At 66.8% G+C, this 13,545-nt stretch carries 11 protein-coding genes; 5 read left to right on the plus strand and 6 right to left on the minus strand.

Going from position 1 to position 13,545, the window contains the following annotated elements; all coding sequences use genetic code 11:
* The first annotated feature begins 27 nt into the window (after positions 1-27).
* Positions 28-1,182 (plus strand): site-2 protease family protein, encoded by a 1,155-nt coding sequence (locus tag PKD89_RS08955; RefSeq protein WP_289010779.1) that lies wholly within the window; start codon positions 28-30, stop codon positions 1,180-1,182.
* On the opposite strand, the gene PKD89_RS08960 is transcribed toward PKD89_RS08955, so the two are convergent.
* Positions 1,179-1,988, minus strand: a complete 810-nt coding sequence (locus tag PKD89_RS08960) for an SDR family oxidoreductase (RefSeq protein WP_289010780.1) — start codon at positions 1,986-1,988, stop codon at positions 1,179-1,181. The genes PKD89_RS08955 and PKD89_RS08960 overlap by 4 nt on opposite strands.
* 9 nt (positions 1,989-1,997) lie before the next feature.
* Positions 1,998-4,499: an LLM class flavin-dependent oxidoreductase gene (locus PKD89_RS08965; protein WP_289010781.1), complete on the minus strand. Its 2,502-nt coding sequence runs from the start codon at positions 4,497-4,499 to the stop codon at positions 1,998-2,000.
* On the opposite strand from PKD89_RS08965, the gene PKD89_RS08970 reads away from it, so the two are divergent.
* The gene (locus PKD89_RS08970) at positions 4,488-4,754 is read left to right on the plus strand and encodes a hypothetical protein (RefSeq protein ID WP_289010782.1); all 267 of its coding nucleotides are present in this window, start codon (positions 4,488-4,490) and stop codon (positions 4,752-4,754) included. The genes PKD89_RS08965 and PKD89_RS08970 overlap by 12 nt on opposite strands.
* Before the next feature lie 81 nt (positions 4,755-4,835).
* Here PKD89_RS08970 and PKD89_RS08975 read toward each other — a convergent pair whose 3' ends face one another.
* The 3 genes from PKD89_RS08975 to PKD89_RS08985 form a co-directional block, all read right to left on the minus strand.
* Positions 4,836-6,269 (minus strand): wax ester/triacylglycerol synthase domain-containing protein, encoded by a 1,434-nt coding sequence (locus PKD89_RS08975; protein WP_289010783.1) that lies wholly within the window; start codon positions 6,267-6,269, stop codon positions 4,836-4,838.
* 119 nt (positions 6,270-6,388) lie between these two features.
* Positions 6,389-7,024, minus strand: coding sequence for a phosphatase PAP2 family protein (locus tag PKD89_RS08980; RefSeq protein ID WP_289010784.1), 636 nt, complete (start codon positions 7,022-7,024; stop codon positions 6,389-6,391).
* Positions 7,025-7,130: 106 nt separating this feature from the next.
* Positions 7,131-7,952: a RecB family exonuclease gene (locus tag PKD89_RS08985; RefSeq protein WP_289010785.1), complete on the minus strand. Its 822-nt coding sequence runs from the start codon at positions 7,950-7,952 to the stop codon at positions 7,131-7,133.
* A gap of 76 nt (positions 7,953-8,028) precedes the next feature.
* Between PKD89_RS08985 and PKD89_RS08990 the strand changes: the two genes are divergently transcribed.
* On the plus strand, positions 8,029-9,771 hold the full coding sequence (locus PKD89_RS08990) for a SulP family inorganic anion transporter (protein WP_289010786.1): 1,743 nt from the start codon (positions 8,029-8,031) through the stop codon (positions 9,769-9,771).
* 197 nt (positions 9,772-9,968) lie between these two features.
* Here the strand turns inward: PKD89_RS08990 and PKD89_RS08995 are convergent, their stop codons facing one another.
* Positions 9,969-12,071, minus strand: a complete 2,103-nt coding sequence (locus tag PKD89_RS08995) for a KAP family P-loop NTPase fold protein (RefSeq protein ID WP_289010787.1) — start codon at positions 12,069-12,071, stop codon at positions 9,969-9,971.
* 232 nt (positions 12,072-12,303) lie between these two features.
* Here PKD89_RS08995 and PKD89_RS09000 point away from each other — a divergent pair, with 232 nt between their 5' ends.
* Both PKD89_RS09000 and PKD89_RS09005 read left to right on the plus strand, forming a co-directional pair.
* Positions 12,304-12,627, plus strand: a complete 324-nt coding sequence (locus tag PKD89_RS09000) for a hypothetical protein (RefSeq protein ID WP_289010788.1) — start codon at positions 12,304-12,306, stop codon at positions 12,625-12,627.
* A 278-nt stretch (positions 12,628-12,905) separates the two neighbouring features.
* Complete coding sequence (locus tag PKD89_RS09005; protein ID WP_289010789.1) at positions 12,906-13,544, plus strand: ATP-grasp domain-containing protein; 639 nt, start codon at positions 12,906-12,908, stop codon at positions 13,542-13,544.
* Position 13,545 lies beyond the last annotated feature (1 nt).

The following is a 13,545-nucleotide window of genomic DNA, read 5'->3' on the forward strand; positions in this document are numbered from 1 at the left end:
TCGACGCTCAACTTGAAAGGACCAGGTATGCATCAAAGCTTCTCGTTCGGTCGCATCCTCGGCGTGAAGGTGGGGGCGAACTGGAGTGTCATCGTGATCCTCTGGCTGATCGCGTGGAGCCTCGCCGATGAGCGCTTCCCGGTGGTCGCACCCGGCTACAGCACCACCTCGTACTGGATCTCCGGCGTGCTGGCGGCGGTCACCTTCTTCATGTGCCTGCTCGCCCACGAGCTGGCCCACTCGGTGGTCGCCCGCCGATACGACGTGCACCTCGAGGGCATCGTTTTGTGGCTCTTCGGTGGGGTATCGAAGTTCACCGGAGACCCGCCGTCGGCCCAAGCCGAACTGAAGATTGCGGCGGCGGGTCCGGCGACCAGCATGGGGATCGCCGTCGGGTTCTTCGCGCTGACCCGCCTGGTCGACGGCGTGGGCGGCTCGGCCTTGGCGGGTGCAGCGCTCGGCTGGTTGGGTTGGTTCAACGGCAGCCTGGCGGTGTTCAACCTGGTGCCGGCCTTCCCGTTGGATGGAGGGCGGGTGCTGCGCGCGTGGCTGTGGGGTCGCCATGGGGACAAGCGCCGTGCCACGGCCAGTGCCGCGAACGCCGGGAGGCTCTTTGCCTACGTGCTGATCGGGCTGGGGCTCCTGCAGTTCCTCATCGGCGGGTTCGTCGGTGGGCTTTGGTTTGTGTTCCTTGGGTGGTTCCTGTTGTCGGCCGCTCAGGCGGAGGCCTCGCAGTCCATGCTTGACGATCAACTGCATGGAGTGACCGTGCGGTCCGCCATGACACCGAACCCGGTCGTGGTTCCCGCAACCGTCACCGTTGGCCAGTTGATCGACGGGTGGATGTTCGATCATCGATGCTCCACCTTTCCGCTGGTCGATCGGGAGGGCGCCGTCACCGGCCTCGTCACCATTGCCCGCGTCAAGTCGGTTCCGGCGGATCGCCGGGCCACGACACCGGCGATGGAGATCGCAGCGCCGCCGGTGGAACTCGTGACCTGTCAGGTCGACGAGCCCCTGTGGCCGGTCATCACCCGGCTGAGTGGATCGGCCGACCAGCGGGCGCTGGTGTACGACGGTGACACTTTGGCGGGCATCGTGTCGCCCAGCGATGTCACCCGGGTGCTCGAGCTGACCCAGCTGGGCAACCCGGCGACGATCCAGGCACCCCCCGGGCCCTAGCCTTCCAGTGAGGCCTGAAGCTTGCGCATGCCGGCCATCCACCGCTCCCGGTCGGTGCCCTTGTGGGCGGCGTAGCGGCCCACCTCCTCGTGGGGCAGGATCAGGAATCGTTCGTCGGTCAGCCCGGCGATCACCGCCTCGGCGACCTCATCCGGTTCGATGATGTTCATCGAGCGCACCACCTCGGCGGCCAGCGGCGTGTCCTCGCCGTCCTCCCCCGGGGGAAACAGGAGCGGTGTGCGAACCCCTTGGGGGCACAGGCACGACACCTTGATGCCCCGGTCGCCGTAGGTGATCGAGATCCACTCGGCAAACGCCACCGCAGCGGCCTTGGTGACCGTGTAGGGGGCGTCGCCCAGGTTGGTCAGCAGGCCGGCGGCCGAGGCGGTGGTCAACAGGTAGCCGCCGCCCCGCTCCAGCCAGAGCGGCACCAGGGCCCGGGCGGCCCGCACGTGGGCCATGGTGTTGATGTCCCAGATCGAGCCCCAGACGCCGTCGTCCGCCTGCTCGGAGGCGCCGGTGGCGATGCCCGCGTTGGCGACGAACAGATCGATCGGGCCGACGTTGTTCTCGACATCGGCGACGAGCGCCTCGTTGGCCCCGTCCCGGCCGACGTCGAGTTGCCGGGGCACGCACTGGCCCGACACCCCCGGGGCCACCGCCTGGGCGACGGCCCGCGCACCGTCGAGGTTGCGGTCGGCCAGCACCAGGTTGGCCGGGCCCTCCTCGGCGAAGCGGCGGGCCAGGGCGGCACCGATGCCGCTCGCTCCGCCGGTGATCACGATCGTTTGCTCGGCGAGTTCCATCTCCGAACCCTACGCGGCTGCGGCCGCCAAAAACGCCCAAAACTCCTCGATCGTCCTCCGGGTGGTGCGGGGGCTGCCCACCGCCACCCGCGCGGCCACGCGGCCGGCGACGACGGTGCGGGTGCACAGGTAACGGGGATCATCAGCGATCGCTTCGAGCAGCCGCCCGGTGGCCTCGTCACCGTCTACATGGGCGACACACACCAGCGCCAGCGATCTCGGTGCGACCAGCTCCAGGGTGGGGTGGGCGACGATGGCCTCCTCCAGCCAGGCGGCATCGGCGATGCCGGTGCGGATGTGGTCTCGCAGCCCCTCCAGGCCGTAGTGGCGCATCACGAAGAACAGCTTGAGGGCCCGGAAGCGCCGGCCGAGCGGCACCTGCCAATCTCGAAAGTCGACCACCTCGCCCGCCTCGGACTGGGCGGTTCGCAGGTACTCGGGGACGATGCTGAGCGCCTCGGTCAGGGCCGCCCGGTTGCGCACCCACAGGGTGGAGCAGTCGAAGTTGGTGAGCAGCCACTTGTGCGGGTTGAACAGGTAGCTGTCGACGCGCTCCACCCCGTCGCTCACCCAGCGAAGCTCGGGTGCCACCCCGGCCGATCCGGCCCAGGCGGCGTCGAGGTGCAACCAGATGCCGAGCGGTTCGGTGACGTCGGCAATCGCTTCGACCGGGTCGAATGCCCCGGTCGAGGTGGTGCCCGAGGTGGCGCACACCAACAGCGGCACCAGGCCGGCGCGCCGGTCCTCCTCGATCAGGGTGGCCAGCGCCTCGGGGTCCATCGCCAGCACGCCGTCGGTGGGCACCGCCCGCACCCGCGCCTTGGGAATGCCGGCGACGCGAGCGTCCTTCTCCAGCGAGGAGTGGGTCTCGGACGTGCCGTAGACGACAAGCGAGTCGATGCGCTGCGTGCCAGCGTCCAAGCGGTGGCGGGCGGCCAGGATCGCGCACAGCGTGCCCGACGAGGCCGAATCCTGAATCACCCCGCCACCCGGCCCGGGGGTGCCGTCGCTGCGACGGTGCCGGAAGTCCTCCGGCAGCCCGCACGCTTCGACCAGCCAGTCCAACACGTGTTGTTCCAGCTCGGTGACCGCTGGGGAAGTGGCCCACAACATGCCCTGCACGCCCAACCCGGCCGAGACCAGCTCGGCCAGCACCGCCGGCGGCGAAGCGTTGGCAGGGAAGTACCCGAAGAAGCCGGGCGCTTGCCAGTGGGTGAGCGCCGGAACGATCACCCGGTCCAGGTCGGCGACGGCGCCGGCCAGGTCGCCCCCGTGCTCGGGCGGGTGGGCGTCGAGCTGGCTCCGCACCCACCCGGGCTCCACCGAGGGGCCGACCGGGAGGTCGTCGGTGCGGCGCCAATAGTCGGCCACCCAATCGATCAGTCGATGACCGTGGGTGCGGAACGCCGATTCGGCCAGCTCCAGGCGCTCCCGCCGGGCGTCGCCGCTCCGCCCCGTGTCGCGACGCGCCACCGCCTCCATCGTCAGCCGGATCGTTCCCAGGCGATCCTCGCCCCAGGGCAGCGGCATGATCACCGCCTCGTCCACGCCGGCATGCTCGTAGGCATCGACAGCCGCCGCGACCGTGTCGGCGTCGCCGCAGATGTTGATGGCGTCGATCATGTCGTCGCTGATCGCCGCCTCGGCGGCGCTGCGATCGCCGGCCTCGAACGCGGCGCCGAGCGCGGCGACCTCGGCGGCGAAGCCGGCACGCTCGAACGCCTTGGCGTAGGCGGGCACGACCGCGTAGCCAAACAGGTCGCGACGGGCCTTGGCTCGGGCGGCCCCCGGATCGCACACGCCGACGTGCACGTAGGCCGACACGCGCACCGAACCGGGCGGCCGCCCGGCGGCCAACTCGCCCTGGCGCACCTGCTCGACGCACCAGGGCACCGCCGAGGCCGGCAGGTAGTTCAACAGCACCCCGTCACCGAGTTCGCCGGCCAGGCGCAGCATCCTCTCGTTCAGTGCAGCCAGCACCAGGCGGGGCCGCCGCTCGCCCAGGCGCACGCCCAGCCGGGTGGGGCCCACCGCGTAGTGGTCTCCGTCGTGGGTCACCTTCTCGCCTTCGAGCAGCGGCCGGGCGAGCTCGAGCCATTCCCTGGTCTGGGCCAGCGGCCGGTCGCCGTAGCGGGCGCCGTGCCAGCGGCCGACGACCGCCGTGGAGGAGATGCCCACCCCCAGGTTGATCTCGCGCTCGGGTGACAGCGCCTGCAGCGTGGCCGCACCCTGGACGGCCAGCAGCGGGGTGCGCAGCTGCAGCGCCAGCACACCGGTGCCCAGCGCCAGCGTCGGGGCTGCGCAACCGGCGGCGGAGAGGGTGGAGAAGGCCTCCAGGCCCGTGGTCTCGGCGGTCCAGAAGCTGGCGAAGCCCAGCTCTTCGGCCCAGCGCGCCGCCGTGAGACCGGCGTCGATGCCCAGCGGCTGGAACGAAGCGAAGGTGATTCCCGGCGGCCGGCGTCGCCGAGCATCGGGTGCGGCGGTCGGCTCGGTGACGGTGTGAGCGGTCATCGCCGCACGGTACCCAAGCGCCGCGTGGAGGGGCTGCTTGTCGCTCTGGAATTCCCGCGTAGACTGACCAACGTGACCGAGACGACCATTGACTCCACCACCGAAAGCACCCTGTCCGAGTTGAAGGCCCTCGTCGATCGCGGGCTGGGCGGGATCAACGAGCGGCGCCTGATGCCGGCCGGCGAGGTCGCCGACCTGCTGCTTGACGTTCGCATGCTGTTGCAGGATCTCGAGAGCGAGGCCCTGGTCAACTGAGTGAAAAGCGGCGGGGCGGGCCGTCGCTTTCTTCCGGCAATCCGGAGTTCGGAGCGCTCCGCGTGATTCGCGCCGATCGCGTTAGGCCGTCAAAACCTCGAAGGCGTCGGTGATCGCCTCGGCGAGTTGCTCGGGTCGCTTGAGCGCCGCGGTATCGGCGTGGATCCCAACGTTCATCACGCCGCGATAGCTCATGGTGGTGACGTTCACCGCCGCGCCGGTCAGCGGACCCAGCGGGTAGTTGGCCTCGACCAGCGCGCCGCCCATGAACGTGTCGAAGGGCGCGGCCCGCAGGTTGGAAAGGACCAGGTCGATGTTGGACGTCACCCATTTGCCCACGTGGGTCAGCAGGGGGGTGGGCACCAGCCGAGCGCCCGAGGCAAGCGAGCCCATCGCAGCCACTGAGCGCTCACCCTTGGCCTTGGTCATCACTTCAGAGATGGCCTGCAGACGTTGCGTCGGTGTGAGGTCGGGGCTGGCCGGGAGGATGGTGAGGGTCGGCGCAAACAGGTTGCCGCCCGAGGTGCCCCCACGCGTGCTGATCGGCACGGCCACTCGAAACTCGCTCGGCGTGGTACCGGCGTCGACGTGAAGGCGGACCGCTGCCTCGACGACGGCGGTGGAGAACAGGTCGTTCACCGTCACGCCGGCGGAGCGCGCCGCCTCGATCACCCGGTCGAGCGGGAAGTCGGTCGTCGCCATCGCCCGTCCGGTCGAGCGGTCGGTCCACAGCGGGCTCAGACGCCGCTCGACGCTTTTGGCCTGGCGGGCCAGCGAGGAGGCGATGTCGATCACGTCGGCGCCGGTCTCGGCCAGCCGGGTGGGGTGGCGGACGTGATCCAACACCTCGGCGATGCTGGTCCTGGTCCGGTCGAGTGTCTTGCGCGTGGCGTGGCCCATCGTTTCGAACAGTTCGCCGAGGGGCAGGCCTCCTTCGGCCAGTTCGGACAGCTCGACCGGCGGCGGGTTGGGGGCATCGCGTTCCAGGTCGATGAAGGCCATCGACATGCGCAGGCCCCCCTCGCCGTCGGTCACGGTGTGATCCATGCGCTGCACCATCGCCGCTCGGCCGTCCTCCAGCCCGGTGACCAGCACGAACTCCCAGAGCGGCCGGTCGCGCGGTAGCGGCTCGCCGTCCAGGTCCGAGGCGAACTGTTCCAGCCCGCCGGGGCGCCGGTACCGCTCGGGCAGCTCGGTCACCCGGAAATGACGATCGATGTGATAGTCGGGGTCGCGTCGCCAGGACGGCGCCGCCAGGCGCGCCGGGGCCTCCTCCACCCGCTGATGCAACCGGGGCACGATCTGGGCGGCCCGGTCGAGGCGGGCCCGAAGCCGATCGATGTCGGGGACCGAGTCGAGCATGGTCAGGTTGGCGAACTGGGCGGTCAGCAGCGGGTCGGACTCGAGCAGCCACATCAGGTATTCGAGGTCGTTCATGCGCTCGACCTCGGACGCCGGGTTCCCGTCGCCGGATGAGTCGGCGGCCTGCTGAGACGATCGATCGCTGTCGGCCATCTACACAGGGTAGGCAGCCCGACAGCCGGGGTGCCGAGGTGATGCCGTCGAGCGATTGCTGGGCGTCCGGTTTGGTTCGGCCGCAGGGGTGGGGAACGTTCGGGCGTCCCGCAGTGTTCTCAGGCGGTCCGGGGTGGTTGCCCTGCAGGGTCGAGCGGGACAATGCGCAGCGCCGCCTTGCCGAGTGCGTATCCGATCAACCCGCCGCCAATCGTGTCGACCATCCAATGGATGCCGACGTGCACCCGGCTGAGCGCCACCGCCCCGGCCAGGCCAAACCACACGGGTGTGGGCACGTCGCTGTCGTCGGACAACAGCACCGCAGCGCAGAACGCGGCGCTGGAGTGACCGCTGGGAAACGATGAGGTTCGCGGGGTGCGCAGCGTCCACTCCTGAAATCGGGGAACCGGGCGAGGCCGGAGCACCAGCGCTTTCAGCGGCCCGTTCACCAGGGCCGATTCTATGCCCATTGCGGCGGCAAAGCGCCCCACCCGTTTCCAACGATCGGGTCGGGGCAGCGATTGGGCAGCGCCGAGCACCGCCCACACCAGGCTGTGGTTGGCCGACTCGGTCAGGCCGAACACCGCCCGGTCGACCGGGTGATGGCCGCGGAGGCGGTCCCAGCCCGAGTCAATCATCCCATCGAGGTGGTCCATCCAGGCCGGAACCGGGATGATCCCCTTGGACTTGGGCTCGAGGGCAACTCCAACCGGTTGGCCGGGCTCGGGAATGGGATCAGCTGGGAGGGTGCTCACGTTGGCTCCGGAAGGTCGGGCGGCTCGGCACCCGATACCCGTTGGGTGCCTGCGAAGCTCATCAAGCTAGACGGCTGGCCGGGCCGTGGTTCCGGGAGGTGCCGCCTCAGGCGACTCGGGGCGGCTTCACGCCCAGCTCGACGACGGCCTGCGCTGGATCGCCGCCCTGGGTGGGGCAGTATTTGGCGAAGGCACACCAGTTGCACAGCGGGCCCGGCTTGGGCCGGAAGTCCTCGTGTTCGCAGGCCCGTTCAACCGCCGACCAGATCGCTCCGACGCGCCGCTCCAACCCCCGGGTGGACTGGTCGCTGGGCGTGGCGACGATCACCTGGGGGTTCTTGCCCAGAAACAGCAGTTGCACCCGGGCGGGGCGACGGCCCAGCACCCGTTCGCACAGCAGCGAGTAGAAGTGCACGCCGCCCAGTTTGGACTGCTCGTAGCGCTCCGACGGTGGGCGCCCGGTCTTGTAGTCGGTGACGACCAGCTCGCCGTCAGCGGTCAGCTCCAGGCGGTCGATAATGCCCCGCAGCCGGGTACCGGCCAGCTCGGTTTCCATGCGCAGCTCGAGGCCGACCGCGTTCACCTGGCTGGGATCCTCCAGCAGAAACAGTCGCTGCGTCATCTCGGCCGCCTCGGCCTGGAACTCGGCCCGGCCGGCGTCGTCGAGGCCCAACGCCTGCACGTCGGGATCGTCCCAGGCCTGGAGCGCCGCCTGGTCGAGGCAGGCGGCTGCCGCGTCGGGGGTGCGTTCCCCCGGGGGGAGCACGAACAGCAGCTCGAGGGCGCGGTGCACCAGGGTGCCGCGCTCGGCCGGGATCGACGGCGGCTCGGGCAGCCGCTCAACGGCGGAAAACCGAAACGACAAGGCACAGTCGGTGAAGGTGGCGACCTTGGACGGGCTGAGGGTGGTGGGCAGATCGAAGGCCATGGCGTCCATGGTACGAGAGGGTGGTGACAGCGAAGAGCGTCCGAGCCGCCTCGGACGCCGATAGGTTCGTTGTGGGATGACCGAAGCCACGCGAGAACCTGGCGGGCCACGCCTCGCTGCCACAGCTCCTGTTGTCGCGGCCTTACGGCGACGGTTCAATCGCTCGACGCTGCGCGGAGACCTCATTGCGGCGCTCGTCGTGACCGCTCTGATGGTGCCGCAGTCCCTCGGTTACGCCGCGCTTGCCGGCGCGCCGGTCCAGGCCGGTCTTTACGCACTGCCGTTGGCGTTGGGCGTGTACGCCTTCGTCGGATCCTCCCCGCAGCTAATCGTGGGGCCGGTCTCCACCGTCTCGGTGCTGACCGGGTCGATCGTCGCATCGCACGGGGCAAAATCCCCCGAGGAGGCGCTGGCGCTGGTCGCGGCGTTGGCGGTCGTTTCGGGGCTCATCCTGATCGTCGCGGGGCTGCTCCGGCTCGGTTGGGTGGCCGATTTTCTCTCCAAGCCGATCGTGACGGGTTTCGTGTTCGGCTTGTCGATCCTGGTCGTGCTGGGCGAGATCCCCACGTTGCTGGGGTTGCCACGCGGCTCTGGCAACGTCATTGACAGGGTCAGTGGCATCGCCGGGCACCTGGACGAAATCCAACTCCGAAATGCGGCGGTCGGCGCGGTGGCTCTCGCTGTGCTGTTCCTGGGACCTCGCATCAACAAGGTGGTGCCTTGGGGGCTGATGGTGGTCATCGGTGGGCTGGTGATCGCCCGGTTCGTCGACTTCCCGGCCGCGGGTATCGCGGAAATCGGCAAGGTGCCAGGCGGCCTGCCCGGCCTTGCCGTGCCCGACTTGTCCGCTGCCGAGATGGGTGGTCTGCTCACCAGCGCCGCTGCCCTGGCGATGGTGGGCCTGGCCGAAACCTTGAGCGCTTCCAGACTGTTCGCTGCCCAGAACGGCTATCACATCGATGCCAACCGCGAGTTCATTGGCACCGGGGCGGCCAACGTCGCCGCAGGATTATCCGGCGGGATCGGTGTGGGCGGGAGCCTGTCGAAGACCGCTGCGGCCGATAACAGCGGAGGCCGCAGCCCGCTGACCAGCCTGGCGACCATGGGCTTCGTCATCGTCGTGGTGTTGTTCTTCGCCCCATCATTGGGCGCTTTGCCCCGGGTGGTCCTAGCGGCCGTGGTCGTTCATGCGGTGTGGCCGCTCATGGACCTCAACTCGATCCGCCGCTACAAACGCATCCGCCGAAACGACTTTGTGGGATCCATGGCGGCGCTCGTCGGCGTGCTGGCCCTGGGCACCCTGTACGGGCTTCTGGCGGCAATCGCTCAATCGATCCTGGGCCTGATCTATCGCTCGAGCCGGATCGAAGTCGATGTGCTGGGCAAGGTGCGCGAGGAGAAGGCGGCGTGGGGGTCGGTCGACCGCAATCCCAAGAACCGCACCGTGAGCGGCATCCTTGTGCTCCGGCTTACCAAGCCGGTGTTCTGGGTGAACGCGGCCGCCGCTGTTGACCTGATCACCACGGAGATCGAGTCCGAGCCCGGCACCGATGCCGTCATCATCAACTTGGAGGCCACCAACCAGCTCGACACCACCAGTGCCGACGCACTGGCGGAGTTGATCAGACACCTGCATCGACACGGGATCGACGTCCATCTCGTCAGGGTCATCCACGGGACCCGCAATGTGCTCGAGGCTTCGGGCGTCCACGAGATCCTCGGACCGGGTCACATGTGGCGCACGATCTCCCAAGGCGTCAGAGCAGCGAAACGCGCCCGTAAGGCGAGGAAGGAAGCCGAGGCGCCCGCCAATCCGTGAGCATCTGACTACGGATCAGGAGGTTGGGGGTTCGAGTCCCTCCCAGCACACTGAGCGTTGGCGAGCTCGGGCCTCCTCTGACCTACCGATGTAAAACGAGTGTCAAACCGCAGAAGCCGCAATCGATGGGCCCACGACAGGCGGCGTCCAAGCCAGCAAAACCCGAGTGCCACTGCTGCACGCTGCTCTTCGCGGGATCACGCTCCAGGCAGATCGTCTTCCGACGGAGTCGTCGAGCGCTGCGCGACGTAGCGGGCGAGTGCATCGTGTGCGCGCCGCAGCCGCTCTTCCCAGGTGGGCGCCGCGTGCTCAGTCCAGATGATCGAAGCGTCGCGGGCTGGCGAGAACATCTCCAGGAGGAACTCGATCCCAGCGAAGCGATCTAGAAGCTGGAGCTCCATATCTCCAGCCGAGCGAGTAGTTCCAGAGATGTTGATGTTCAGGAACAATCCCACAAACTCGCTCGCTGTCCACGGGTCGCCCTCCTTCAGCTGTTCGCGAACCCATCTCCGAACCACGGAGTCGCTGGTGAATTCAGACCAGTCGAGCATCAGCCCGAGCGATCCGTCCGCCTCACTTGGAGGACGAGTCGCCTGTTTGCAGAGTTCTTGCTTGGTCCGCTCAGCGAGCAACGCTGCGAAGGCAGCCTGCTCGGGCGAGAGCTGGTTACCGCACCCAGCCAAGTTCTTCTGAACCCGCTGAAAGGAATGCGTGATCTCCCGAAGATCAACGACTTGCAGCATCTCGTTTAGGAGAACGATCGGGTCGGACAGGTCGGCCGCCTCCATCAAGCTGCTGACCCAAATCGACGCCCCGGCTTGATTTCTGCGGAAGACCCCATGGTCAGGAACCTGCGCCATTACTGTGACAGCGAATGGTAATACTGAGCGCGCATCCGAGCGACTGGTGGGCGAGTAGCGGCAGAGCTTGTCGACGATGACATCGCCTGCAACCTCCAATTTGCCCAGAAGGCTGGCGGCGGACTGACCGGGCGATCCGCGGCTGACCTGGTCAAGCGCTGCTCGAACCTCGGCGTCCGTGACGTCGTCTGGAGGGATCGATAGATACAGGTAACGGCCGAAATACTCGGGGGAGCTGATGCTCTTAGCGGCGGCTTTCTGCAGCGCACCACCGAAGCGGCTGAGCCGAGGGAACATACGAGCAAGTATTCCCAGAACATTGTTCGCGCTTCCAGCGGTGAGGCCAACCTCTTTGGAGGTTAAGCGCTCCTGCCACTGATCGATGCGCTCGTCCACCGTCGACTTGTCTCCGGTCAGAAAGTCCGTTCCGGTGAGCTCCGCTGCGCTGGCTCGGAGGAGCCGGTACACCTCCGGGTAAAAGGTTCGAACGAACGTAACGAGAACAAAGTCGACAAAGTCGACTTCTTCTCCAACGAGCGGGTAGAGGGCCTCAACTTGAGCAAAGAACCGCTTGACATGTCGGGGCTCCGTAAGAAGCTCACGGAGGTGCTCCTGGTAGGCCATCCCAAGGCGATCGGTGTCTGGCCAGCCCAACGTCAGGCAGTTCCCGTCAAGTACGTGTTCCAGCAGCTCGTCGACCAAACCATCCAGGAGGACCTGCGGAACCGGGGGCAAGTCGAGGCGAAGCTGGACGATCTTGTCGAGGTACGCCAGAGCCCGAGCTGGACTGTCCCGGGCTACGTCGGTCGATCCAAGAACATCGAGAAGCGTCGTCTCGTCGTACGCGAGCACATAGAAGACGCGGGGCAGCCGACCGACCAGCCGAACAAGTTTTAGGAGCGTCGCCAGCTCGTCCCCTTGCAGACGGTCGACGTCGTCAATCAGGACCAGGATCCGCTGCCCGGTCTCCTCAAGAGACTTCTCAAGGCTCCGACGCTCGGCTTCAAGCGACGTGTCCCCCGCAAGGTGCTCAGCGGCCGCGTCGAATGCCTTGGACGGATCCAGACCGAGGATGCTCGCGATCGAGGTATACGGGGCTATCCGGCTGGCGTAGTTCGACAGCTTCGCGCGCGTTGAACTCTGGGCTGGCAAGGCGGCCTCGACGGTGGCCAAGAACTCTCGGGTGAGTCCGTCCACGTCCGACACCATCCAGGGGTTGAAATCCACTACGGACCAAGTCTCGTCGTCCCCCAATCCAGACCGCACGAGATTCAAGACCGACGTCTTGCCTGACCCCCAGGGGCCGATCAACCCAAGGACAGCCGATGGAGTCTGCGACGCGACACTGTTGACGAGTTCGACAAAGCGATCAGCAAAGCCAGTACGTCCGAGCCGATCTGGCTCATGGCCAGCTAGGGCATCATCACCAAGAAGTCCCACGCCGAAGCCCCCCTGACGCCGTAGATGCTTGCGCTTGAGCCGAGAACATATGTCAACCTCTCAATCATTTTGACTATCTGGCCGGATGCTCCAATCTTCGCGGACATTGCCATTGCGTCCCAACGTCTGACGGGCCAGCGCGTCGGATCACACTCGACGAACAAGATGCGCCAGCAACGACGTGGCCAATCGCCTAGTCTTGCGCTCGCCCAAGCGAGAACGAAGGAACCCGATGGCCAGCCTGTATGAAACCCTCGGAACTCGTGTAGAGGCCAAGACGGGCCCTGGAACAGCGATTACCAAGACCATCGAAACAGTAGACAATGATCACGTGGCAGCGGTTCTTGAACTAACGGACGCGAAACCCTGCGACGTTCCCGGCACCACGATCACGCGAAAGGTCGAAACCGCGGACAACGATGTCGCAGCGCTCATGCTCGACATGCTGGAAGCTGATCCGAAGCCCAGCCCAGGCACAGTGCTAACGGCAACCTTGGAAGAGATCGACCCTGATCGAGTTGGGGAGTTCCAGTCGATCAGCGGCTCGGATATATGACGGGTTCGTCACTAATCGTCGGCTCCGAGGCCGACCTGCACGTCCAAGCAGTCATTGAGGTCTGCCAAGAATCTGGGACCCGTCCCGTTCTCATCGACGCTGAAAGTTTGGGAACTTCAAGCTGGGAGCTTCGAGGGCCGAGCCTCAAACTGCGGATGAATGAACGTCAGATCGGCGGAGCCGGCTGGTTGCGGCGCCTTGCCCCGCCTGAATCCCATAGCGGACTTACGATCGGTTCCCAAAAAGCTGCCGAGGCCGCATCTCGGCTCGCGCTTTTGGTGGCACTCTCCAGCGCTCCCATCGACTGGCTCACGGACTACTGGACCCTCATGCGAGCTGAAAACAAGCTCATCCAGTATCGAGCGGCAGCCTGCGTAGACGTGCCGGTCCCTCAGTTCGAGGTCGTATCGAGTCCCGAATCGATCTCGGCGAGCCTCGGCGATCAATTCGTTGTCAAGCCGCTTGGCACGGGCGAATATCGGACTGAGTCCGATACATTCGCCGTCCACAGCAACGTCATCGATCGGTCCGATCAGCGTTTGTATGGGCTAGTGGAGGCGCCGTTTCTGATCCAGAGATTAGTCGAGGCGACGAGGCACCTTCGAGTCGTAACAGTCGGTGACCAAGCTTGGTCGGCCGCACTGGATGCAGAGGGTGTTCCTGTCGACTGGAGGCTTGATCTAAGGGCCCACGAGTCTTGGCTCCCGGTACAGGAGCCAGCCGTGGAACGAAAGGCACTCAATCTAAGCAGGGCGTTAGGACTCGGATTTACGAGCCAGGACTGGATCGTCGACCTCGAAGGGGAAGCGTGGTTTATTGACGGAAACCCCGCAGGGCAGTGGCTCTTCCTTCCCCCGGAGGTATGCGACCCCGTCACCGCCGCGCTTGCCCTCTGGTTGACGACGGGGAGCGAATGAG

This window comes from Candidatus Neomicrothrix sp., assembly GCF_035329545.1.
Classification (GTDB): domain Bacteria; phylum Actinomycetota; class Acidimicrobiia; order Acidimicrobiales; family Microtrichaceae; genus Microthrix; species Microthrix subdominans.